The organism is Leptodesmis sp., assembly GCF_052746595.1.
This window is the reverse complement of the sequence record NZ_JBRAGO010000031.1, coordinates 12,597-33,469: the sequence shown is the minus strand read 5'-3', so window position 1 is coordinate 33,469 and position 20,873 is coordinate 12,597. Positions and strand designations below refer to the sequence as shown.

30 protein-coding genes and 1 tRNA gene are annotated in these 20,873 nt (G+C 51.1%); 3 read left to right on the top strand and 28 right to left on the bottom strand.

Annotated features, from left to right (window positions below):
• Positions 1-8 precede the first annotated feature (8 nt).
• From ACUVQO_RS09140 to rplC, 25 genes are all read right to left on the bottom strand, one after another.
• On the bottom strand, positions 9-962 hold the full coding sequence (locus tag ACUVQO_RS09140) for a DNA-directed RNA polymerase subunit alpha (protein ID WP_445925573.1): 954 nt from the start codon (positions 960-962) through the stop codon (positions 9-11).
• Positions 963-1,090: 128 nt separating this feature from the next.
• Positions 1,091-1,489, bottom strand: a complete 399-nt coding sequence (gene rpsK / locus ACUVQO_RS09135) for a 30S ribosomal protein S11 (RefSeq protein ID WP_233745608.1) — start codon at positions 1,487-1,489, stop codon at positions 1,091-1,093.
• A 34-nt stretch (positions 1,490-1,523) separates the two neighbouring features.
• Positions 1,524-1,907 carry a 30S ribosomal protein S13 gene (rpsM, locus tag ACUVQO_RS09130; RefSeq protein ID WP_445925572.1) on the bottom strand — a complete coding sequence of 128 codons (384 nt, stop codon included), beginning with the start codon at positions 1,905-1,907 and terminating at the stop codon, positions 1,524-1,526.
• 84 nt (positions 1,908-1,991) lie between these two features.
• Positions 1,992-2,105, bottom strand: a complete 114-nt coding sequence (gene rpmJ, locus ACUVQO_RS09125) for a 50S ribosomal protein L36 (RefSeq protein ID WP_233745597.1) — start codon at positions 2,103-2,105, stop codon at positions 1,992-1,994.
• An 84-nt stretch (positions 2,106-2,189) separates the two neighbouring features.
• Positions 2,190-2,417 (bottom strand): translation initiation factor IF-1, encoded by a 228-nt coding sequence (infA, locus tag ACUVQO_RS09120; RefSeq protein ID WP_009767978.1) that lies wholly within the window; start codon positions 2,415-2,417, stop codon positions 2,190-2,192.
• A gap of 185 nt (positions 2,418-2,602) precedes the next feature.
• Positions 2,603-3,151 carry an adenylate kinase gene (locus tag ACUVQO_RS09115; RefSeq protein WP_445925571.1) on the bottom strand — a complete coding sequence of 183 codons (549 nt, stop codon included), beginning with the start codon at positions 3,149-3,151 and terminating at the stop codon, positions 2,603-2,605.
• Positions 3,151-4,548, bottom strand: a complete 1,398-nt coding sequence (secY, locus tag ACUVQO_RS09110; RefSeq protein WP_445925570.1) for a preprotein translocase subunit SecY — start codon at positions 4,546-4,548, stop codon at positions 3,151-3,153. The genes ACUVQO_RS09115 and secY overlap by 1 nt, the downstream gene beginning before the upstream one ends.
• A 123-nt stretch (positions 4,549-4,671) precedes the next feature.
• Complete coding sequence (gene rplO, locus ACUVQO_RS09105) at positions 4,672-5,124, bottom strand: 50S ribosomal protein L15 (protein WP_445925569.1); 453 nt, start codon at positions 5,122-5,124, stop codon at positions 4,672-4,674.
• Between the two features lie 83 nt (positions 5,125-5,207).
• Positions 5,208-5,729 (bottom strand): 30S ribosomal protein S5, encoded by a 522-nt coding sequence (gene rpsE, locus ACUVQO_RS09100; RefSeq protein WP_445925568.1) that lies wholly within the window; start codon positions 5,727-5,729, stop codon positions 5,208-5,210.
• 12 nt (positions 5,730-5,741) lie between these two features.
• Positions 5,742-6,104 (bottom strand): 50S ribosomal protein L18, encoded by a 363-nt coding sequence (rplR, locus tag ACUVQO_RS09095; RefSeq protein ID WP_445925567.1) that lies wholly within the window; start codon positions 6,102-6,104, stop codon positions 5,742-5,744.
• Positions 6,105-6,107: 3 nt separating this feature from the next.
• The gene (rplF, locus tag ACUVQO_RS09090; RefSeq protein ID WP_445925566.1) at positions 6,108-6,647 is read right to left on the bottom strand and encodes a 50S ribosomal protein L6; all 540 of its coding nucleotides are present in this window, start codon (positions 6,645-6,647) and stop codon (positions 6,108-6,110) included.
• Positions 6,648-6,718: 71 nt separating this feature from the next.
• Complete coding sequence (gene rpsH / locus ACUVQO_RS09085) at positions 6,719-7,120, bottom strand: 30S ribosomal protein S8 (protein WP_445925565.1); 402 nt, start codon at positions 7,118-7,120, stop codon at positions 6,719-6,721.
• A 23-nt stretch (positions 7,121-7,143) separates the two neighbouring features.
• Positions 7,144-7,689, bottom strand: coding sequence for a 50S ribosomal protein L5 (gene rplE / locus ACUVQO_RS09080; protein WP_445925564.1), 546 nt, complete (start codon positions 7,687-7,689; stop codon positions 7,144-7,146).
• A gap of 43 nt (positions 7,690-7,732) precedes the next feature.
• On the bottom strand, positions 7,733-8,077 hold the full coding sequence (rplX, locus tag ACUVQO_RS09075; protein WP_445925563.1) for a 50S ribosomal protein L24: 345 nt from the start codon (positions 8,075-8,077) through the stop codon (positions 7,733-7,735).
• A complete protein-coding gene (gene rplN / locus ACUVQO_RS09070; RefSeq protein WP_445925562.1) occupies positions 8,077-8,445 on the bottom strand; it encodes a 50S ribosomal protein L14 in 369 nt (122 codons plus the stop codon). Before rplN ends, rplX begins: the two co-directional genes overlap by 1 nt.
• A 13-nt stretch (positions 8,446-8,458) precedes the next feature.
• On the bottom strand, positions 8,459-8,707 hold the full coding sequence (gene rpsQ / locus ACUVQO_RS09065) for a 30S ribosomal protein S17 (RefSeq protein ID WP_233745543.1): 249 nt from the start codon (positions 8,705-8,707) through the stop codon (positions 8,459-8,461).
• A 51-nt stretch (positions 8,708-8,758) separates the two neighbouring features.
• Complete coding sequence (rpmC, locus tag ACUVQO_RS09060) at positions 8,759-8,980, bottom strand: 50S ribosomal protein L29 (RefSeq protein ID WP_233745536.1); 222 nt, start codon at positions 8,978-8,980, stop codon at positions 8,759-8,761.
• 2 nt (positions 8,981-8,982) lie between these two features.
• Entirely contained in the window at positions 8,983-9,402 is a 420-nt protein-coding gene (rplP, locus tag ACUVQO_RS09055) for a 50S ribosomal protein L16 (RefSeq protein WP_445925561.1), read from the bottom strand.
• Positions 9,403-9,501: 99 nt separating this feature from the next.
• Entirely contained in the window at positions 9,502-10,251 is a 750-nt protein-coding gene (rpsC, locus tag ACUVQO_RS09050) for a 30S ribosomal protein S3 (protein ID WP_445925560.1), read from the bottom strand.
• 49 nt (positions 10,252-10,300) lie between these two features.
• Positions 10,301-10,663, bottom strand: coding sequence for a 50S ribosomal protein L22 (gene rplV / locus ACUVQO_RS09045; RefSeq protein ID WP_445925559.1), 363 nt, complete (start codon positions 10,661-10,663; stop codon positions 10,301-10,303).
• A gap of 11 nt (positions 10,664-10,674) precedes the next feature.
• Positions 10,675-10,953 (bottom strand): 30S ribosomal protein S19, encoded by a 279-nt coding sequence (rpsS, locus tag ACUVQO_RS09040; protein ID WP_233745514.1) that lies wholly within the window; start codon positions 10,951-10,953, stop codon positions 10,675-10,677.
• 24 nt (positions 10,954-10,977) lie between these two features.
• Positions 10,978-11,841 carry a 50S ribosomal protein L2 gene (gene rplB / locus ACUVQO_RS09035; RefSeq protein WP_445925558.1) on the bottom strand — a complete coding sequence of 288 codons (864 nt, stop codon included), beginning with the start codon at positions 11,839-11,841 and terminating at the stop codon, positions 10,978-10,980.
• A 44-nt stretch (positions 11,842-11,885) separates the two neighbouring features.
• Complete coding sequence (locus ACUVQO_RS09030) at positions 11,886-12,188, bottom strand: 50S ribosomal protein L23 (protein ID WP_445925557.1); 303 nt, start codon at positions 12,186-12,188, stop codon at positions 11,886-11,888.
• The gene (gene rplD / locus ACUVQO_RS09025; protein WP_445925556.1) at positions 12,181-12,813 is read right to left on the bottom strand and encodes a 50S ribosomal protein L4; all 633 of its coding nucleotides are present in this window, start codon (positions 12,811-12,813) and stop codon (positions 12,181-12,183) included. The genes ACUVQO_RS09030 and rplD overlap by 8 nt, the downstream gene beginning before the upstream one ends.
• Before the next feature lie 85 nt (positions 12,814-12,898).
• Entirely contained in the window at positions 12,899-13,540 is a 642-nt protein-coding gene (rplC, locus tag ACUVQO_RS09020; RefSeq protein ID WP_445925555.1) for a 50S ribosomal protein L3, read from the bottom strand.
• A gap of 700 nt (positions 13,541-14,240) precedes the next feature.
• On the opposite strand from rplC, the gene ACUVQO_RS09015 reads away from it, so the two are divergent.
• Positions 14,241-14,312, top strand: a tRNA-Val gene (locus tag ACUVQO_RS09015).
• Positions 14,313-14,495: 183 nt separating this feature from the next.
• Here ACUVQO_RS09015 and ACUVQO_RS09010 read toward each other — a convergent pair.
• The 3 genes from ACUVQO_RS09010 to rlmD all read right to left on the bottom strand — a co-directional run bounded on the left by ACUVQO_RS09010 (position 14,496) and on the right by rlmD (position 17,802).
• A complete protein-coding gene (locus ACUVQO_RS09010) occupies positions 14,496-15,245 on the bottom strand; it encodes a DUF561 domain-containing protein (RefSeq protein WP_445925554.1) in 750 nt (249 codons plus the stop codon).
• Positions 15,246-15,309: 64 nt separating this feature from the next.
• Positions 15,310-16,362, bottom strand: a complete 1,053-nt coding sequence (gene lpxD / locus ACUVQO_RS09005; RefSeq protein ID WP_445925553.1) for a UDP-3-O-(3-hydroxymyristoyl)glucosamine N-acyltransferase — start codon at positions 16,360-16,362, stop codon at positions 15,310-15,312.
• Between the two features lie 45 nt (positions 16,363-16,407).
• A complete protein-coding gene (gene rlmD, locus ACUVQO_RS09000; protein WP_445925552.1) occupies positions 16,408-17,802 on the bottom strand; it encodes a 23S rRNA (uracil(1939)-C(5))-methyltransferase RlmD in 1,395 nt (464 codons plus the stop codon).
• Positions 17,803-17,966: 164 nt separating this feature from the next.
• Between rlmD and ACUVQO_RS08995 the strand changes: the two genes are divergently transcribed.
• Both ACUVQO_RS08995 and ACUVQO_RS08990 read left to right on the top strand, forming a co-directional pair.
• Complete coding sequence (locus ACUVQO_RS08995; protein WP_445925551.1) at positions 17,967-18,956, top strand: alpha/beta hydrolase; 990 nt, start codon at positions 17,967-17,969, stop codon at positions 18,954-18,956.
• A 14-nt stretch (positions 18,957-18,970) separates the two neighbouring features.
• Positions 18,971-20,716 (top strand): phosphatidylglycerol lysyltransferase domain-containing protein, encoded by a 1,746-nt coding sequence (locus ACUVQO_RS08990; protein ID WP_445925550.1) that lies wholly within the window; start codon positions 18,971-18,973, stop codon positions 20,714-20,716.
• Positions 20,717-20,873 lie beyond the last annotated feature (157 nt).

The following is a 20,873-nucleotide window of genomic DNA, read 5'->3' as shown; positions in this document are numbered from 1 at the left end:
ACCCGCAATTAATGATTGTTCTTAGAAGATTTTTCTTGAGGCAGGGTAATTCCCAGGCGCTGTTGCAAGGCTTCCACAACTTCCTCGGCTGATTTCGCCCCAAAGTTCTTGATTTCCAGCAAATCTTCCTGGCTGTAATCCAGCAAATCTGCGACGGAATTGATTTGCGCACGCTTCAGACAGTTGTATGCCCGAACAGAAAGTTGCAACTCTTCGATCGGGATTTGATTCGTGGGATCGTTATCTTCGTCATCCTCTTTATCGAGAGGTTCGATCGTAATCTCTTTCAGAGGATTGAACAGATCTACAAGAATGTTAGCTGCCTGACTGAGCGCTTCCTGGGGAGTCAGACTGCCATTTGTCCAGACCTCCATAACCAGGCGATCTTTCTCCATCGCATCGCCCACACGAGCATCTTCAACGGAGTAGTTGACCTTCCGTACAGGCATGAAGACAGAATCGATTTGCATGAAGTCCAGAGCCGTCGAGTCATCCCGCCCTTTATCTACAGCCCGATAGCCTTTGCCCTTCTCAATTCGAAATTCCATTTCCAGCGCTGAGTTCGGAGAAAGAGTCGCAATATATTGAGAAGGATCAACCAACTCAACATCTGAGGGCAACTCAAAATGCTCAGCCGTTACTGTCATCGGACCTTGAACTAGAAGCCGCCCAATTTGGGGTTGAGAAGAATAGCTCTTTAACACAACCTTCTTCATATTTAGGAGAATATCCAGGACATCCTCCCGCACCCCTGGAACGGTGGCGAACTCATGACTAACACCTGCAATCCGAACAGCTGTAATGGCGGCTCCTTCCAGATTGGAAAGCAGCACCCGTCGGAGCGCATTCCCTAAAGTTATGCCTTGCCCCCGCTCTAATGGCTCAATCACGAACCGACTAATTTGACTGCGATCTCTGTCGTCAGTTTTTGTATCTAAACACTCGACTTGAAACTGTACCACTGAGCCACCTCTCCCTGTAATAAGGTAAATACCTTACAAACCCGCAAAACCCCAACCAGGCAATATTCAACACTCTTTAAGCCCACAGATTGTACGCATATCATGAAGAGCTTAAACAAGGATCGCAATTAAACCCGTCTCCGCTTCGGAGGACGACAGCCATTATGGGGAATGGGGGTCACATCCCGAATCAAGGTAATTTCCAGCCCCGCTCCCTGAAGTGCACGAATCGCTGTCTCACGACCGGCTCCAGGGCCGCTTACCATCACTTCAATTTGACGCATTCCCTGGTCAGAGGCACGACGAGCGGCGTTTTCTGCAGCGGTTTGAGCCGCAAATGGAGTTCCTTTTTTGGCTCCTTTAAATCCACTGGAACCTGCAGAAGCCCAGGAAATGACTTCCCCATTGGTATCGGAAATCGTGACGATCGTATTATTGAAGGTGGACTGAATGTAAGCCACCCCGTTGGGCACATTTTTCTTCTGTTTACGCGGCCCAGTGCGCTTGGTTGGTTGTCTTGGTGCCATCGCTGAATCTCTGAATAAATAGCTTTGTCAGGTTTTATTTCTTACCGGGAGCCTTCTTCTTACCGGCAACGGTGCGGCGACCACCCCGACGAGTTCGAGCATTCGTGCGCGTTCTTTGTCCTCTCACTGGAAGCCCTAACCGATGACGACGACCGCGATAGGTGCCAATGTCCATCAACCGTTTGATGTTCATCGATTCCAATCGCCGCAGGTCACCCTCCACCTCATAGTTCCCTTCAACTTCTGCTCTTAAAGCGGCTACATCGGCATCACTTAAGTCCTTAACGCGAGTATCTGGGTTCACCCCCGTCGCCTCTAAAATCGCTTTAGAGCGGGTAGGCCCAATACCATAGATATATCTCAGACCAATTTCAACTCGTTTGTCTCGAGGCAGGTCTACTCCGGCAATCCGTGCCACGCTACTCTCCCCTAGTTCTGCTCACTTCTATAAAAAACTCTAGAGACAGTTACTTACTGGAATGTAAGGTAAAGCCTCAAAACACTAACCCTGACGTTGCTTGTGCTTGGGGTTAGAACAGATCACCATAACCCGACCCTTGCGTCGGATCACCCGGCATTTCTCACAAATTTTACGAACCGATGCTCGAACTTTCATTGTCTCTAGACTGCGCTACAAACTCAATATGCTATCAATTTAAAAACCTTTTGTCAAATCTTCTTAGGTAATCCGGGAAGCTATCTACTTCTTATTACGCAGCCGATAGGTGATGCGGCCTTTGGTCAGGTCGTAGGGAGTCAGTTCCACCTTGACCCGATCGCCCGGAAGAATTTTGATGTAATTTCGCCGAATTTTGCCCGAAATATGCGCCAGCACGTTGAATCCGTTGTCTAAATCGACCCGGAACATGGCGTTAGGCAAAGACTCTGTAACTGTCCCTTCCATCTCAATCAGATCTTGTTTTGACAAATTGAACCTCCTACTTTTTGCTGCGACACTATAAACAAACCTAGACTAAAACAACCTTCTTGAAGCAATCTCCTCTTTGAGTCTAGATCATTTCTTTAGAAAACCTCTTGACATAGAGACGAGCAGAACGGTTTGCCTTCAATTGGTCAAACTTTCTGCTCGTTTCAACTCAACCGTTGTCAGATTTAGACCAGTGCCTTCAGATCCGCCGTCACCTCCTCTATCGGTTGATGACCGTTTACCGAAACCAGCTTTTCGCGCTGATGGTAAAACTCAATCAGCGGAGCCGTTTGCTCCCGGTAAACCTGCAACCGCTGGCGAATCACTTCCTCGGTATCATCGGCCCGCCCTCGCCCCAGCAACCGAGCGACCAATACCTCATCCGGTACTTCCAGATTGATCACGTTGTCGTAATGATGGTTAATCTTTTGCAGCAGGGTATCCAGGTATTCAGCCTGAGAGACATTGCGGGGGAAGCCATCGAGAATCCAGCCTTTCTGAGCATCTGGCTCATTCAGACGCTCCCGGATCAGATCCATCACCAGACTATCGGGAACCAAATCTCCCCGATCCATGTAGGCTTTAGCCTGAACACCCAGAGGGGTCTGGTTAGCGACCGCTGATCGCAAAATGTCGCCGGTCGAGATATGTGGAATTCCGCAGAGATCCGCTAATGTCTTGGCCTGAGTTCCTTTGCCTGCTCCTGGAGCACCGATAAAAATGAGGCGAGGCACTATTGATTCACCATTCCTTCGTAACGTTGTGAGATGACATAAGTCTGAATTTGCTTTGCAGTATCGATCGCCACACCCACAACAATCAGCAGGGAAGTAGCTCCAAAGCCCTGAAAGGTAGTCACACGAGTTGCACTTTCTACGGCAGTCGGCACGATCGCAACTAAGCCTAAGAAAATTGCCCCCAGAAAGGTTAAGCGATTCAGGACTCGCTCAATATAATCACTGGTCGCTTTACCGGGACGGATCCCTGGAATACTGGCTCCCATTTTCTTCAGGTTTTGCGATAGATCTACAGGATTAATCACCAGGGAAGTCCAGAAATAGCTGAAGAACAGAATCAACAGCAGATACAAACCAACATACAGCCAAGGAGCTTGACCTCTGGGACTCAAGTAATTGGCAACCTGAGCCAGCATGGGATTTTTGGTGAACTCTGCGATGTAAACGGGCAAAAACAATACGGCAGAGGCAAAAATGATCGGCATTACCCCGCTCTGGTTCAGGCGGAGAGGCAGGTAACTACTGCGTTCCAGGTAAGTCTTGCGGCCAACCTGACGACGCGCGGAAATGATAGGAATGCGTCGGGTGCCTTCCTGCACAAACACAATCCCGATAATCATCACCAGAAATACAAGCATCAAGATAATAATGCCACCCACCAGACTGCGATCGCCCGTTTGCGCCAGTTCCAGGGTTTGACCCAGCGATCGAGGGAGACCCGAAACAATGCTGACCACAATCAACAGTGAGGCTCCGTTGCCAATCCCCCGCTCGGTGATCAACTCACCTAGCCACATCACAAACATAGAACCAGCAGTCAGTGCCAGAGCCGTTGCAGCAATAAAGGGAATCAACGCAGTCGGACTCAGGGCTGCACCACTTTGAGTCACAAATGCGAGTCCTCCGGTGGCAGCTTTTTGAGCGGTGATGAGCTCACCATTGATCCGGGCGGCTCCACTATTCACAATCCACCAGGCCAAACCAATACTTTGGATGACGGCCCATCCTAAGGCGACGTAGCGAGTAATTTGAGAAATCTTACGTCGTCCGGCTTCACCTTCACTTTTTTGCAGGTTTTCCAGAGAGGGAATGGCCGCCGTCAGCAACTGAATAATGATCGAGGCGTTGATGTAAGGCAGAATCCCCAGAGCAAAGATACCCAGAGAACGCAGGCCACCTCCCGCAAAAATATCCAGAAAGCTGATCACCGGGTTGTTTTGAACGCTGTTGGCAAAGGCATTGCGGTCAATGTCTGGGATGGGCAGGAAAATTCCCAGACGCACCAGGATCAAAATTCCGATCGTAAGCAGTACCCGTCCCCGCAGACCAGCCGCTTGAGCCATCTGGGCAAATGTCTCTTGAGCACTGGGCGTCTTATCTCGGCTAACGACCATGAAAGATTCCTCTTAAATCAATCTATGTATTCTTTAATGATCAAAGTTCCTCAGCAAATTGCCAAGGAACACTTGCAAAAAGGTCAGAGATGAAGATTGCTGGCGATCCCACGCCTTGCATCACTAACCCTCAATGACCTCACAACTGCCTTTTGCTGCCTCAATCTTAGCGCGAGCAGTGGCGGTAAAGGCAGCCGCCTTCACGGTTAAGGGCACACTCACGTCACCCCCACCTAGCACTTTCAATGCCCCATTTTTTGCAGTAGTGACAATCCCAACTTCCAGCAACGATTCAAGCGTCACTTCGGTATTAGCGGGTAAATCTGCCAAATCGCTCAGATTCACGATCGTATAGGTGGTGCGGTTCACTAGCGGAAAGTGCTTGAGTTTCGGCAACCGACGGTACAGAGGGGTTTGACCTCCTTCAAATCCCGGACGAGTCGGACGGCCAGAGCGGGACTTTTGTCCCCGCATTCCAAAGCCGCAGCTTGCTCCTTGACCTGCCGAAATCCCCCGTCCTACCCGGCGACGGCGTTTTTTGGAACCTTCCTGTGGTACTGCGTCACTCAGTCTCATGGTTGTTTGCCTTCCAATCTTATATGGAACAATTTGAATGGCTCGAATGGCGATCGCTTTGAGCAGTTTTCAGTCAACCTGAATCAGGCGTACAGATTCTCGACTGGAATACCCCGTTCTTCGGCAACCTCTGAGAAAGTTCTCAGCGTTTCCAGTGCATCTACAGTAGCGCGAGCATTGTTGAGCGGATTATCAGAACCCAGTTGTTTCGCCAGCACATTCTTCACGCCAGCCAGTTCCAGTACAGTGCGCACCGACCCTCCCGCAATTACCCCCGTACCAGGAGCCGCAGGCCGCATCATCACTTTCGCACCGCCCCCTTCACCCGTTGTGGGGTGTGGAATGGAATTGTTTTTGGTCAAAGGCACATCTACCAGATGCTTTTTACCATCGGCAACACCTTTCTTCACAGCCCCAATTACATCTGCAGCCTTACCTACGCCAACACCAACCTGTCCGCGTTCATTCCCGACAATCACAACTGCCCGGAAACTCAACTTTTTACCGCCTTTGACAACCTTTGTCACCCGTTTGATTTGAACGACCCGCTCTTGCCAGTCGGCTTCCTTCTCACGAGCTTTAGCTTTTTTACGATCCTTCGCCATAGTGTTGCATCCTTAAAACTCCAGTCCAGCTTCACGAGCAGCATCCGCCAGTGCCTTAACGCGACCGTGGTACAAGTTACCGCCGCGATCGAAAACCACCTGCTTGATGCCTTTTTCCAGCAACCGTTCTGCCACCAATTTACCTACTTGGCTAGAAGCGTCACAGTTGGAACCACTATCCAGATCTTCCTTAAGGGATGGATCCAGGGTGGAAGCAGATGCCAATGTATGATGCTGGGTATCATCGATCGCTTGAGCATAGATATGCTGATTCGATCGAAAAACAGCCAGCCGAGGACGGTCTGCGGTTCCAGAAACCTTGCGACGCACCCGACTATGGCGACGACGGGTTGATTCTTTACGAGTTACTTTCATGGCTTATTTCTTCCCTGCCTTACCTGCCTTACGCTTGACGACTTCACCTGCATAGCGAATGCCTTTGCCCTTGTAGGGTTCGGGGGGACGAACGGCCCGGATACGAGCAGCAGTGTTACCAACGATTTCTTTATCAATACCGCTGACGATTACGTTGGTATTGTTTTCAACTGCCATTTGAATGCCATCGGGCGGTTCAATCTGAATTGGGTGACTGTAACCGACGTTCAGGATCAAATTCTTACCCTGCACCTGAGCCCGATAACCTACACCAATAATTTCCAGACGGCGTTGGAATCCCTGAGACACCCCTTCGACCATATTGGCCACCAGCGTCCGGCTCAATCCGTGTCGCTGACGGGCAACCCGGGAATCATCCCGACGTTTAACCAAGATTGTTTCACCTTCCTGAACCACCTCCACTTCAGCAGGCAGTACTCTAGAAAGCTCTCCTTTGGGACCTTTAACGGCAACGGCTTGGCCATCAATGGAGACCGTTACCTTATTGGGAATACTAATGGGACGTTTACCGATACGCGACATAACTGCCTACTCCTACTACTGTGAACGCTGAATGGTTTGTGGGGTCTCATTCCTCGTCCTGAAATTCTGCACTACCAGACGTAGCAGAGAACTTCGCCACCCAAACCCTGACGGCGGGCTTCACGATCTGTCATGACGCCACTGGAGGTGGAGATGATGGCAATGCCAATCCCTCCCAGCACCCGTGGCAATTCCTTACGGTTTGAATACACTCGGAGTCCTGGCTTGCTGACCCGTTTCAAGCTAGTAATGATAGGACGCTTACCTTTCCCTTTGTACTTGAGGGAAACAACGAGGTGCCGACTGACACCTTCGCCCACTTCTTCAAAGTCCGTAATGAAGCCTTCATCCTTCAGAACGCGGGCAATATTGCGAGTCATTTTAGTGGATGGAACTTCAGTTGTTTGGTGACGAGCCAGATTCGCATTCCGAATCCGTGTCAGCATATCTGCAATCGTATCGTTAACCGCCATAGTGTTCCCTTGATAAATCTGCCTTAGCTATCCCGGAAGGGCATACCAAACTCCTTCAACAAGGCTCGACCTTCCTCGTCGGTGTTTGCTGTGGTGATGATTGAAATATCCATACCCCGGATCTGATCAATGCTGTCGTACTCGATTTCTGGAAAGATCAACTGCTCTCGGATGCCAATGGTGTAGTTACCCCGACCGTCAAAGCTTTTGGGATTGACACCCCGAAAGTCACGAATCCGAGGCAATGCCAGGTTGATAAGGCGATCCAGGAAGGCATACATGCGTTCGCTGCGCAGTGTCACCATAATTCCCACGGGCATGCCCTGACGGATTTTGAAACCCGCGATCGCCTTCTTAGCTCGGGTAACTACTGGCTTTTGTCCAGTAATCAACGCAATCTCAGCCAGAGATGCTTCCAGGGCTTTTGCGTTTTGGGAGGCTTCCCCTAGTCCTCGGTTGACCGTCACCTTCACTAGCTTGGGAACCTGATGGATATTGGTATATCCAAACTGCTCCTTCAGCTTCGGGACGATTTTCTCTTGATACGTGTCTTTGAGTCGTTGTGCCATATCTTTCCCTCAGTGCTCCCTGGGCTTGGTCAGGGAAAATATACTAATCAATCACTTCGCCTGTCTTCTTTAGCATCCGTACCTTACGGCCATCGGCGTTGAAGGTATAACAAATCCGACTGGCAACCTTTTGCTTTTCGGAGTACAGCATCACATTCGAGCTGTGAATCGGAGCTTCACGGGTGACGATCTGTCCAGATTCCCCTTCTTGCTGGGGCTTAACATGCTTGGTCTGGATGTTGACTCCCTTAACGATGACGCGACTTTCCTTGGGGAAGGTTTTCAGGATTACCCCAACCTTGCCTTTGTCCTTACCAGTAATTACCTGCACCGTATCGCCCGTTTTAACGTGCATTTTGTAACGAGTCACGGTTTGAGTCTTCGCCATCACAGTACCTCCGGAGCAAGCGAAACAATTTTGGTAAATTCTTTGTCACGCAGTTCCCGCGCAACGGGGCCAAAGACACGAGTGCCACGAGGATTCTTATCCTTGTTGATGATCACGGCTGCATTGTCGTCAAACCTGATACTCATGCCACTTTCCCGGCGGAGGGTTTTGCGAGTACGAACTACAACAGCCATCACCACATCGGATTTCTTCACAGCCATGTTGGGAATCGCGTCTTTCACAACGGCCACAATGATGTCTCCAATCCCAGCATAGCGACGATTACCGCCACCCAGCACACGGATACACATCAGCTTGCGAGCGCCGCTGTTGTCTGCCACGTTTAGGTAGGTTTGTGCTTGAATCATGTGTCACCTGCCCTTACGCTTCTGCGGAGGTATAAATATCAACCACAGCCCATCGCTTAGTGCGACTGAGGGGGCGGGTTTCCTGAATCCGGACGCGATCGCCTACCTTGCACTTGTTCTCTTCATCATGGGCTTTGTAGCGCTTGGTCTGGACTACAATTTTTCCGTATTTGGGGTGGGCAGAGCGGTTTTCTACCGCCACGACCACCGTTTTGTCCATCTTGTCGCTGACTACTAGGCCAACTCTTTCTTTTACCGCCATCTCACCTACTCCACGCAAAACCCGTTGCAAAACCAAAATTTAGAAAAACAGCTATTCATCTCCAGATGCAGCCTTTTGCAGTTGCCGCTCTCGCTCAACGGTCATCAGTTGTGCCAGACGGTGACGGTAGTGCTTGAACTGATGGGGCTTTTCCAGCCGACGGGTGCCCTTTTGGAAGCGCAGTTCAAACAGTTGCTTTTTGGTTTCGACAATCTGCTCTTCCAGTTCCTGATCGCTCAGGTCGCGAACCTCATCAATTTTAGGTAGTGCCATAATCAGGACTCCTCCGTTGCACGTGTGATGAACTTCGTTTTGATCGGTAGCTTGTACTGAGCCAGTCGCATCGCTTCCTTCGCCGTTTCTTCAGGAACTCCGGCAATTTCAAACAGGATTCGACCGGGTTTGACCACAGCTACCCAAAATTCAGGTGCTCCCTTACCAGAACCCATCCGGGTTTCCGCAGGACGCATGGTGACCGGCTTATCAGGGAAGATGCGAATCCAGATTTTGCCACCCCGACGAATGTAGCGGGTCATGGCTCGACGGCTAGCTTCGATCTGTCGGGCGGTGATCCAGGAAGGCTCCATAGCCTGTAAGCCGTACTCACCGAAATCCAGGGAATTTCCGCGAGTTGCCAGACCTTTCATCCGTCCGCGTTGCTGCTTTCTAAATTTTGTTCTTCTTGGGCTTAACATAATGCTGATACCTCAAAAGCGGGCGGGTTAGGTTTTAGGTTCCAGGTGTTAAGTATTTAGGAAGTTTACCTAACATCTAATTCCTAATCTCTACATCCTTCATCCTTCATTCGAACGGTCTTCAAACTGTTGGCGGCGACGCTGCTGGCGACGACGGGGTTGAGTCGGACTGACCGCAGGCTGCTCTTCCTGGCCAGGAATCCGTTCGCCTTTAAACACCCAAACCTTGATGCCCAACGTACCGTAGATGGTACTGGCGGTGCAGTAGGCGTAGTCAATGTCAGCCCGCAGAGTATGAAGTGGTACGCGACCTTCCCGAGTCCACTCCGGGCGAGCAATTTCAGCCCCGTTCAGGCGACCGCTCACCTGGATCTTGATGCCCTCAATCCCAGCTTTTTGCGCCCGTTGAATCGCTTGACGGACAACCCGACGGAAAGATACCCGACGTTCCAGTTGTTGAGCGATGTACTCACCAATCAGTGCCGCATCGGCATCCACACGAGCCACTTCCACCACGTTGATGCGAATCTGGCGATCGCCCCCACCCAGAACTTTTTGCAGACCGCTCCGCAGTTCTTCAATCCCCTGACCACCCCGGCCAACCACTACACCAGGTCGAGCGGTATGCACTTCCAGGTCAATCTGGTCGGCCTTCCGTTCAATGCGGATTTGTGAGATGCCAGGACTTTCCAGACCTTTCAGCTTCAAAGGGTTCTTCTGAAAGAAATGGCGAATCTTATAGTCTTCCTGCAATAGTTCGGGATAGCGATCGGTGTCCGCAAACCAACGAGAGCGGTGATCCTGAATGATCCCTAAACGAAATCCGGTTGGATGAATCTTCTGTCCCACGAGTGCGTCCTCTGTACAAGCTCAATAACAGCGTCGAAAGTTCTGCAATCTAATCTTCTGTCTCGGTTGGAGCCACAGCGATCGTAATGTGGCACGTTGGCTTCCGAATCTGATAAGCCCGCCCTTGAGCACGGGGTCGGTAGCGCTTCAAAGATGGCCCCTGATCCGCATAAGCCGTACTCACCACCAGATCGGCTCGGTTGTAGCCCTGGTTATGTTCCGCATTCGCCGCTGCCGAGCGTAGAACTTTCAGCACAGGCTCACAGGCGCGGTAGGGCATGAATTCCAGAATTATCAGTGCTTCCCGATAGGAACGGCCCCGAATTTGATCGAGTACTCGACGCACCTTATGAGGAGACATCCGAATATAACGGGCGATCGCTTTTATTTCAGTTGCAGTATCAACAGCCATTTCTCTAATCCCTACCGACGAGCCTTCTTATCAGTTCCCGCATGTCCTCTAAAGGTACGGGTTGGTGCAAACTCTCCCAACTTATGTCCCACCATTTGTTCTGTGACATAAACGGGGACGTGTTGCTTGCCGTTGTGAACCGCGATCGTGTGACCAATCATTTGAGGCAGGATGGTGGATGCACGCGACCAAGTTTTGATCACCTGCTTATCGCCCTTAGCATTCAACGCTTCTACCTTTTTCAAAAGGTGATCTGCGACAAACGGTCCTTTTTTCAGTGAACGAGACATCTTTCTTTAATTCCCCCTTATCACCTATGACTCCCGACCGCCCCGACCGCGCTTACCTGATTTACGGCGACGGCGCACAATCAACGAATCACTTTGCTTCTTCTTTTTGCGAGTCTTGTATCCCAGAGCAGGTTTACCCCAGGGGGTGACAGGGCCAGGACGACCAATAGGCGCGCGTCCTTCCCCACCTCCATGCGGGTGATCTACCGGGTTCATCACACTTCCCCGGACTTCGGGACGACGGCCCAGATGACGCTTCCGTCCAGCCTTACCCAAACTGGTGTTGCGAATATCAGCATTTCCGACCTGTCCAATGGTTGCATAGCACTCCCGCCGGATCATCCGCACTTCACCAGAAGGCAACTTCAGCGTCACATAATTGCCTTCTTTTGCAGCCACCTGAGCACTAGCTCCAGCGGCTCGGACAATTTGTGCTCCCCGGCCAGCAGTGAGTTCCACATTATGAACCACCGTGCCCAAAGGGATGCTGCCGAGAGGCAGAGCATTTCCGACTTCGATTGGGGAATCAGGGCCAGAAATAACGGTTGAGCCTACCTCCAAACCTGCTGGATGAATGATGTAGCGTTTCTCACCATCCTGGTAGTATAGGAGGGCAATCCGAGCATTCCGGTTGGGATCGTACTCGATCGCCGCCACCTTCGCAGGAACATTCAGTTTGTCCCGGCGGAAATCGATCACCCGGTAAAGACGCTTGTGTCCACCACCCCGATGACGACAGGTGATTACACCGCGATTGTTTCGACCTTTAGCACGATGCTTCGATTTGGTCAGGGATTTTTCTGGCTCGCTGCGTGTGATCTCAGAGAAGTCCGAGATGCTGCGTTCGCGAGTACCAGGGGTATAAGGACGATAAATACGGATGCCCATAGCGTTCTAATTCTCTCGAATACCTTACCAGCAGAAGCAGAAGCCTAGACTTCTGGGAATAGCGTGATTGAGTCTCCGGGTGCCAGAGTCACGATCGCCCGCTTGTAAAGGGCACGGTGCCCCATAAACTTGCCCACCCGACGCTTTTTGCGAGGAGGATTAATCGTACTCACTCCCATCACCTTGACGTCAAACAACGTTTCGATCGCCGCCTTAATTTCAGGTTTGGTGGCTTTGGGAGCAACCTCAAAGGTATACTGGTTTTTCTCCAGTAACAGGGTGGCCTTTTCAGTAATGATGGGACGGCGCACCAAATCAATCAAATCACGAGGATTGAAATCAGCCACCGTATACCTCCTGAATCTTTGTCAACGCAGATGTTGTAGCCACGATTTGATCCGCTGCTAGCAGGTCGAACACATTCAAGTTGTTAGCAGAAATCAACCGCAGGTTAGCAATATTACGAGCAGACAGGTAAACCATTTCATTCCGCTCTCCCAGGATCAGCAGCACCTTCGACCCAGGTTCCACGCCCCAGCCTTTTAGCGCATTCGCCAGATCTTTGGTTTTTGGACGAGGCAACTTTTCGGCAAAGTCCTGAACCACAATCAAATCTTCTACTCGACTCTGAAAAGCAGTCCGTAACGCTAGCCGCCGCTCCTTCCGGTTCATCTTGATGGAATAATCTCTTGGCTTCGGCCCAAAGATCACACCACCACCTCGCCATAGGGGAGAACGGTTTGAACCCGCCCGCGCCCGACCAGTTCCCTTCTGCCGCCAGGGCTTACGACCACCGCCACTGACTTCAGCCCGAGTTTTCGTGGAAACAGTTCCCTGACGAGCATTCGCCATCTGACGAACCAGAGCACGGTGAACAATATGAGCCGCACTGGCTTCCTTCGCTACCTGCAAGTCCAGGGAGGCACTTCCAACCTCTTTCCCGTCCCAATCTTTTACTGCACAATCAACCATAACTTGCTAACCTTGCTCGACTCTCAAAGGCCTTCCGCTTTTATCTCCAGGGTGATCTGTCGATGAATTCCCCTGGATTCATTCGCTATTTGCTGCGTCCAACCACCTTGGCTGGAACCACATTCACCAGCGCACCGGGCTTTCCAGGAACGGCTCCCTTAATCAAGAGCAGATTCCGTTCAGGATCCACCCGCACCACGGTCAGCTTACGAATCGTGACGCGAGTATTGCCCAATTGACCCGCCATCCGCTTACCGGGATAGACCCGACCAGGAGTGGTACCCGCCCCCGTAGAACCAGGCAAGCGGTGGTTTTTAGAACCGTGAGCCATCGGGCCACGCTTGAAGTTATGGCGTTTCTGATAGCCAGCAAAACCGCGACCAATGCTGGTGCCAATGACATCAACGGTTTGTCCGGCAGAAAACTGCTCAACCGTAATCTGCTGACCCAGTTCATATTGGCTGGCATCTTCCAGCCGATATTCATGTAGATGGCGTAAAGGTGCACTGTTAGACTTAGCCAGATGACCCAGTTCGGGCTTGGTGAGAGCCTTTTCAGCGACTTCCTTAAAGCCAACCTGAATGGCAGAGTAGCCATCCGTTTCAACGGTTTTAATTTGCGTTACCGGACAGGGGCCTGCCTGAACGACAGTCACCGGAACAGCTTTACCCGTCTCATCAAACACTTGGGTCATGCCAAGTTTAGTGCCGAGAATACCCACAGACACGGCGATTGGTCTCCCTTTCGTACACACCTTTTTCGGCAGTCTGAAGCCAGTAGCGACTATTCAACCGCCTAATCCTCTCGATTATTTCCAATCAAGACGTACAAGTTTGCGCGATCGCTCGCACTCTTCTTAACCCGGTTATTGAGCCTCTAGAAGTTTCAGATGGACTGCTTCTAGAAGCAGGGCTAAACGTAACCGCTTCAAATGCCAGATAAGGACTTGAGCAGCAAGCTACCCAGTATCCCGGTCGCAGGCGTGGCTGAACCCGAATCAAATTCAAGCCAGTTCTTTGTAAAGAAAGCAACCAGCGACAACCTTTTAGGCAACAGCTTCCTACTATAGCGGAAACGAATGAAGAATGTCTAGTAGGTAGGGGAAAGTTTTTGGGAAAAGGCGGGGGAAGGCTAAATAAGCCTTGTCCAAGTCCAGAACCGTAGTTTCTTTGATCGGAAAACGACCGTTCTCTGGCTGGACTTGGTTTAGGTGGGCCAGGAAGTAGCCCCAGACACAATGGGCGAGTTTCTTGCCGTGACATCCAACTGTCAACATCGAGAGCATGGTTGCTACCATCATTCGGCCATTCCATGTGCCCCATGGACAAATCTTGGCGGCACCCGAAAATAAATTATGTCAGTCAAAATCTGCTATTATGAGCAGCAAAGTCCTCAGAAGCGTTAGTCTTGCAGGGGTAAAAAAGCTTGGGCGATTAGCACAGGGGTAGCGCACTTCCTTCACACGGAAGGGGTCACTGGTTCAAATCCAGTATCGCCCATATGTCGAATTGTTTTCGAATAACCCGCTTTTTGTCGTTGTTGGCGAATTTATATTGTCTTTATCAAAGTGTTGCAATTGAGAAAGCCGCAGACTTTTTTGCGTTGTTATTGTCGTCCTGAAAATTTGGCACAGGTAATAGCAAGCTTTTAAGTTTGCTGCTACCCATGCCTGCCCTTCAGTTTTACACCACAACGGTAGAGCGACTAACTTTAGCCAGAGCCTCGACCAGACTACGAACGACAGCGATCATTTCAACTTCGCTGCTGAGTTTGTTAATGGCGGAACCGACGCCGATACCGGATGCCCCTGCCGCGATCGCCATTGGTGCCGTCACATTCGACAATCCAGAGGCACACAAGACAGGGACATTCACAGCACGGGAGATTTCATAGGCCGCAGCCAGAGTGGGAGCCGCTTTTTCAATCAGGCCCAGAGTTCCAGCATGGGTGGGAGTGCTGCTGGTACCGCCTTCGGTTTGGATGATATCGGCTCCGGCTTTCACCAGTTCTTCAGCCAAGTGCACCTGCTGATCCAGTTCCAGGATGTGGGGAACGGTGACGGACAGGGTGATGTCAGGGAGCAAACGGCGGGTTTCCTGAGTCAGGGTCAGGACTTCGGGAGCTTCAAATCGACGACCTTGAGCGTAGAAGCTATCGAAGTTACCGATTTCGATCAGGTCAGCACCTGCGGCCACACAGGTAACAAAGAGTTCGGGTTCGACAGCAGAAACGCAAACGGGTAAGTGAATCAACTGCTTCACCAGGCGCACCAGATCAGGATCGGCGGCAATATCGACAAAGGTGGCCCCACCCTGGGCAGCGGCTTTGACGACAGCGGACACCCGATCGCGAGCGAAATTATTCAATCCACTAATGACTTTCAGTGCTCGTCCCCGTTGCAGGGCGGTTTGTAGCGTTGGAAGCATGGTCATACTGTTTCTCGTTGAAAATCGTTTAGCCCATTGTTGCACTCCATGGCAAGAGATTCCAGAGGAGTCAATCCTCCAACGCTTCGATTCGCTTCTGGAGTTGCTTCAGGGTCTGGTACATCTCTGGCAGGCGGCTGTAGATAGCGGAGGACTTGAGATAAATTTTGTGATCCACACAGGGATAACCGGATACCACCTGTCCCGGTTCCACAGTGCCGTGAACGCCAGTTTTGGAAGAGGCGATCGCTCCATCCCCAATCCTGGCATTGTTGGCCACGCCCACCTGTCCGGCCAGAATTGCCCGATTGCCGACTTCCACGCCGCCAGCCAGCCCCACCTGGGCAGCAAAGGCACAGCCAAAACCGATCTGACAGCCGTGTCCAATATGCACCAGGTTATCCAGCTTGGTTTGGCGGCCAATCCGGGTGTTACCGACAGCGGGACGATCGACGGTCGAATTGCAACCGACTTCCACACCATCCTCTAACACCACATAGCCGGATTGCTGCATCTTGTACCAGCCCTCCACCGTCGGGACAAAGCCAAATCCTTCGGCTCCGATCACGGCACCGGAATGGATGACACAATCCGCCCCAATGCGAGTGCGTTCGTGAATGGTACAGTTGGCGTGGAGAATGGTGCGATCGCCAATCTCGACATCCGGGTAAATTACGACGTTGGGATGGATGCAAACCTGATTGCCAATGGTCGCATCGGCCTGGATCACGACATGGGGGCCAATATAGACCGCGTCCCCGATCTTTGCCGTGGGATGAATGATGGCCGTGGGATGAATTTCCGGGGCAGGCTGGAAGGGTTGGTAGAACATTGCCAGCGTCTGGGCAAACATTAACTTGGGGTCTGCTGCTTCCACCCAGGCAATGTCTCGTTCCAGAGCCGCCTGCTGCAATACCTTCCCTTTTGGCAGAATCAATGCTTTCGCTGCTGTGGTTTGCACTTGAGCCGCAAACTTTGCACCCTCAACAAAACTCAGTTGGTCAGCCTGAGCTGTATCAATCGCATTTACCCCGGCCACCTCTGGATCCAGGTCAGGGCGATCGCTGAGACTGGTATGGGCAGAGGAAACACCGAGCTGTTGGATAACTTCGCTAAATTTCATGGACTCCAGGGACAGTTTGCCAGAGGGTTTGTAGATTACCGACCCTTACTGTATCAAACTAAGAAACGCTACACACTCGACGTGGGAGCTTTGGGGGAAGAAGTCGGCAGGTTGTACGCGGTGCAGATGGTATTGGCCGGACTCACACAGAATTTTTAAGTCACGGGCAAGGGTGGCGGGATTACAACTCATGTAAACTATGCGATCGACCTGCATCTCCAGTAAGGCCTGCAGCACAGCAGGATCACAGCCTTTGCGGGGTGGATCGAGAATCATCACATCCGGTTTTATATCCAGCGCTGGTAAGGCTTGCTCAACAGCTTCCACCTGAAAGCTGACATTTTCAATCTGATTTAAAGCTGCATTCAGTTGAGCCTGTTCTACCGCTTCTGGCTGCACTTCCAGGCCGATCACCTGCTTCACCTGTTGGGCTAAGGGCAGTGTCAGAGTACCAATGCCGCAATAAGCATCCACCAGCACTTCTTGGCCTTGCAACTGCAATTCTTCTATCACCGCCTGGAGTAGCGCTTCGGTGGTTTCTGTATTGACCTGGAAAAAGGTATCAGGCCGAATTTGAAACGTGAGTCCGGCAAAGGTTTCGTGCAAGAAGGGTTGTCCGGCAATACAGAGAGTTTCAGAGCCAAAGATGGCATTGGTACGATCGCCGTTAATATTCAGACAAACTCCAACCAATCCCGGATAGCGTTCCAGCCAGGTTTGCGCCTGTTCCTCAATGCCAGCCAGGTTGCGATCCTTGACCACCAGCGTCAGCAGTATTTCTCCCGTGCGGCGACCAATTCGCAAGCCCAGATGGCGCACTTTGCCCCGGTGGTGAGCTTCGTCGTAAATCCCCCAGCCCCGTTGCTGAATGTCTTGTTTGACTTCGGCCAGCAGCGGATTCAAACGTTCATCCTGAATTGGGCACTGGTTCAAATTAATCAGTTGGTGGCTGCCTTTCTGGTAATAGCCCGCCTGCACCTGTCCGGTTTGCGATCGCACTACAGGATAGGTCGCTTTATTGCGATAGGCCAGGGGTGAGACAGAAGCCAGCACTGGCTCGACAGGGGGATTGGGAAACTTGCCAATCCGCTCCAGAGCCTGAACCACGAGATTGTGTTTTACCTCCAGTTGATACTCATAGCTTACCTGCTGCCACTGACAGCCACCGCATTTATCCGCCACAATGCAGCGAGGCCGAATCCGATGGGGGGATGGCTCCAGCAGTTCCTGCAATTTGCCAAAACCATAGGTTGGTTTCACCCGCACCAGACGGACGAGAGCGCGATCGCCCGGAACCGTATTGGGGACAAAGACAACTCGCTGGTCATAGCGGCCCACTCCGTCGCCACTGTCGCTCAAGTCAGAAATTTCCAGGGTGATCAGTTCGCCCTGTTGCCAAGGAGTGCGGTCTTTAAGGGCGGGTTGGTCTACAAAGGTCATGATCGTTTGCAAGAAGGAGAATGTGGAAAACTATTGGGAAACACCGACTTTTCTAACCCAGTGCAGGGAGAGATATCGCAGTATGGATGAAGACTGTTATGAATTACCGGTTCATTCGCTTAATTTGACTGACTCTCTCACCCATATATGCTGCATCCAAATTCATGAAGGGAATCCGTAAACAACTACTGATTGCATCGGCAACCACCCTGGCGGTTTTATCGGCGGGAGGATACTGGTATGTGTTCATTGCAGGTGCCCCCCAACTTGATCCAATACCGGCAGAAACCAACACCGGCCTGAGCTTTCGGGTGGAAACATTTATGAGTCAGGCCATGGGAACCGAACGGAGCTATGGTATTGTACTGCCTCCTGGCTATGCTCAAAATCCTGCCAAGCACTACCCGGTGATCGTTTTGCTGCATGGGGGACATGGCGGTGCCCGCGATTTTCAGGATAAAGCCGCCTTAACCTCCGTCCTGCACGATTTGTACAAGAGCGATCGCCTGCCTCCTTCCATTGTAGTGACCCCCGATGGTAACGATAGTCGAGGCAGCAGTCCCTTCTGGGATCCAGATTATTACGATGGCCCCAATGGGAAGATTGCCACCCTGATTGGTTCGGAACTGGTGCAGGTGATCAAATCCCGCTATCGCACCTTGCATGAACCGCAGTTCTGGGCGATCGGTGGCAATTCCTCCGGCGGTTGGGGAGCGTTCAATATTGGGCTACGCTATCCCCAGCAATTTCATATCCTCTTCAGTCATACAGGCTATTTTGTGGACAACAGTGGCCCTGAGAATAGTCCCCAGATGTTTGCCCACCAAATTCCAGCGGCCCAACGAAGTCAATTGCGAGCTTACTTGGATGCGGGGGATGAAGATGCTAAATACTTACAGGCCACTAAAAAATTCCATCAAACCTTGAGCCAGCTTGGTATTGCCAATGACTTTCGGATTTATCCAGGAGGGCACGGCATTGTCGGCCAGAATGTGGGATGGAATTACTGGCACAAACACCTGTACGACTCTTTAACCTATGTGGGGAAACAATTTAAGGTGTCTCTGCAGCAGTCCCCCACCGATCGCCGCCTACCTACACAGAAGCCATCCCAGCCGATGCAACAAAGTCACAACCAGCTACAACAGGGGTAGAGGAGGATAGATGGATGGGAATTTTAGATAGGTTGAAACCTAAAAGACGCAGGAAAACCCAGACCTCTCCTGCTCAACTGTCTCGGAGAATCCGGATTGGGCTATGGGCAGCCGCTTTTTTAACCGGGTTGATTGGCTTGGTGAATGTGCTGTCAGCGGTCACTCCCAGTTTGCCAGAGCGACGAGACTGGTTGGAGTTATTCGTGCCCTTTGAGGTGCGGGCCAGCGGACGGGTGTTTGCCGCGATCGCTGGATTTATGTTGCTGGTGCTGGCCGCAAACCTGTTGCGCCGCAAGCGAGTCGCCTGGATTCTGGTCGTTGGGCTACTGGTGTTGTCAATCATCAGCCACTTGATTAAAGGGTTCGACTATGAAGAATGTATTCTGGCCGGAGCGCTACTGATTCAACTCCTGATTATGCGTCCCGTGTTTACGGCCCAGTCCGATCGTCCCTCGATCGCTCAAGGAATTCGGGTATTGATTGGATCTGTGTTATTTACCCTGGCCTACGGGACGGCAGGGTTTTATATTCTGGACGGGCGGTTTAAGGTTGATGACAAGCTTGTGAACTTTAGCCTGAGAGAGTCTATCCTGCAAACCCTGGCTATGTTCTTTACCGAGGATAATGCCGGGTTGGAGCCAGTGGGCCGCTTTGCGGAATTTTTTGCCAATTCAATCTACATTGTGGGAGCGGTTACCCTGACTTTTTCGCTGATCTTGCTGTTACGTCCAGTGCTGTTACGGGGCAGTCCAGCCACGATCGCCGAACGTCAACGAGCCAGAGAAATCATTGAGCAGTACGGCCAGTCCTCGTTGGCACAATTATCTTTACTCAGCGATAAAGTGTACTATTTCAGTCCATCGGGGAAGAGTGTCGTAGCTTATGTGGCCAAAGGACGGGCCGCGATCGCTCTGGGAGATCCAATTGGCCCCATCGAAGATCGAGCAGAGGCGATTATGGGATTTCAGCACTTTTGCGATCGCAATGACTGGTTCCCTACCTTCTACGAAGCGGTTCCTGACCAGCTATCCCTTTACGAATCCCTGGGCTATCGCTACGTGCAGATTGGGGAAGAGGCGATCATCGACCTGAAAACATTCAACTTAAAAGGCAAAGCCAATCAAAACCTGAGAACTGCAATTAACCGTTTAACCAAAACGGGACACAGTTTCAAAGTCTTTGAACCCCCTATTAGCGATGATTTGATTGCTCAACTGAAACCTGTCAGTGATGAGTGGCTACAAGCCAAAAATGGATCTGAAAAACAGTTTTCGATTGGTTGGTTTCACCGAGAATACTTGCAGGGATGTCATATTGCAGTGGTGTATAACGCTCACGGCACGATCGTCGCCTTTTCCAGCCTGCTCTCTGGCTACAACAAAAGAGAAGTCACGGTTGATTTGATGCGCCATCGCAAAACCGTAGAAAACGGCACGATGGAGTATTTGTTCGCCTCCATGATGCAGCACTTTCAAAAATTAGAATATGACAGCTTTAATCTCAGCCTTTCTCCATTAGCGGGAGTTGGTTCTAGCCCCGATGCTCAGCGAGTTGAAAAAGGCTTGAATTACTTCTTTGAAAATCTGAATAAGTTCTACAATTTCAAAGGATTGCATCAATTCAAAGAAAAATTTCAGCCCCGCTGGGAACCCCGCTACTTAGTCTTTCAAAGCCGAGCTATGTTGCCGGACATCGCCGTGGGACTGGTACGGGCTGACTCCGGCGATCGACTGTTGGACTACTTGAAACCAGGAACTTAGGAATTAGGAGTTAGGAATTACAAGAAGGAAAGATGGAACTCTTAGAGTCCAGCTAGAGAACGGTCGTTTTCCGATCAGAGAAACGAGCGTTCTGGACTTGGACAAGGTTTAAAACACCCTCTTAATTCCTGATGCCTAATTCAAAATTCATAATTTC

Bases quoted from the DNA above. Each gene is read 5' to 3' on its own strand.
- rpsK (WP_233745608.1), bottom strand. From the start codon at position 1,489: ATGGCACCAAGACAACCAACCAAGCGCACTGGGCCGCGTAAACAGAAG.
- rpmJ (WP_233745597.1), bottom strand. From the start codon at position 2,105: ATGAAAGTTCGAGCATCGGTTCGTAAAATTTGTGAGAAATGCCGGGTG.
- secY (WP_445925570.1), bottom strand. From the start codon at position 4,548: ATGGTCGTTAGCCGAGATAAGACGCCCAGTGCTCAAGAGACATTTGCC.
- rplO (WP_445925569.1), bottom strand. From the start codon at position 5,124: ATGAGACTGAGTGACGCAGTACCACAGGAAGGTTCCAAAAAACGCCGT.
- rpsE (WP_445925568.1), bottom strand. From the start codon at position 5,729: ATGGCGAAGGATCGTAAAAAAGCTAAAGCTCGTGAGAAGGAAGCCGAC.
- rplR (WP_445925567.1), bottom strand. From the start codon at position 6,104: ATGAAAGTAACTCGTAAAGAATCAACCCGTCGTCGCCATAGTCGGGTG.
- rplF (WP_445925566.1), bottom strand. From the start codon at position 6,647: ATGTCGCGTATCGGTAAACGTCCCATTAGTATTCCCAATAAGGTAACG.
- rpsH (WP_445925565.1), bottom strand. From the start codon at position 7,120: ATGGCGGTTAACGATACGATTGCAGATATGCTGACACGGATTCGGAAT.
- rplE (WP_445925564.1), bottom strand. From the start codon at position 7,689: ATGGCACAACGACTCAAAGACACGTATCAAGAGAAAATCGTCCCGAAG.
- rplX (WP_445925563.1), bottom strand. From the start codon at position 8,077: ATGGCGAAGACTCAAACCGTGACTCGTTACAAAATGCACGTTAAAACG.
- rplN (WP_445925562.1), bottom strand. From the start codon at position 8,445: ATGATTCAAGCACAAACCTACCTAAACGTGGCAGACAACAGCGGCGCT.
- rpsQ (WP_233745543.1), bottom strand. From the start codon at position 8,707: ATGGCGGTAAAAGAAAGAGTTGGCCTAGTAGTCAGCGACAAGATGGAC.
- rpmC (WP_233745536.1), bottom strand. From the start codon at position 8,980: ATGGCACTACCTAAAATTGATGAGGTTCGCGACCTGAGCGATCAGGAA.
- rplP (WP_445925561.1), bottom strand. From the start codon at position 9,402: ATGTTAAGCCCAAGAAGAACAAAATTTAGAAAGCAGCAACGCGGACGG.
- rplV (WP_445925559.1), bottom strand. From the start codon at position 10,663: ATGGCTGTTGATACTGCAACTGAAATAAAAGCGATCGCCCGTTATATT.
- rpsS (WP_233745514.1), bottom strand. From the start codon at position 10,953: ATGTCTCGTTCACTGAAAAAAGGACCGTTTGTCGCAGATCACCTTTTG.
- rplB (WP_445925558.1), bottom strand. From the start codon at position 11,841: ATGGGCATCCGTATTTATCGTCCTTATACCCCTGGTACTCGCGAACGC.
- rplD (WP_445925556.1), bottom strand. From the start codon at position 12,813: ATGGTTGATTGTGCAGTAAAAGATTGGGACGGGAAAGAGGTTGGAAGT.
- ACUVQO_RS09010 (WP_445925554.1), bottom strand. From the start codon at position 15,245: ATGACCATGCTTCCAACGCTACAAACCGCCCTGCAACGGGGACGAGCA.
- lpxD (WP_445925553.1), bottom strand. From the start codon at position 16,362: ATGAAATTTAGCGAAGTTATCCAACAGCTCGGTGTTTCCTCTGCCCAT.
- rlmD (WP_445925552.1), bottom strand. From the start codon at position 17,802: ATGACCTTTGTAGACCAACCCGCCCTTAAAGACCGCACTCCTTGGCAA.
- ACUVQO_RS08995 (WP_445925551.1), top strand. From the start codon at position 17,967: ATGAAGGGAATCCGTAAACAACTACTGATTGCATCGGCAACCACCCTG.
- ACUVQO_RS08990 (WP_445925550.1), top strand. From the start codon at position 18,971: ATGGGAATTTTAGATAGGTTGAAACCTAAAAGACGCAGGAAAACCCAG.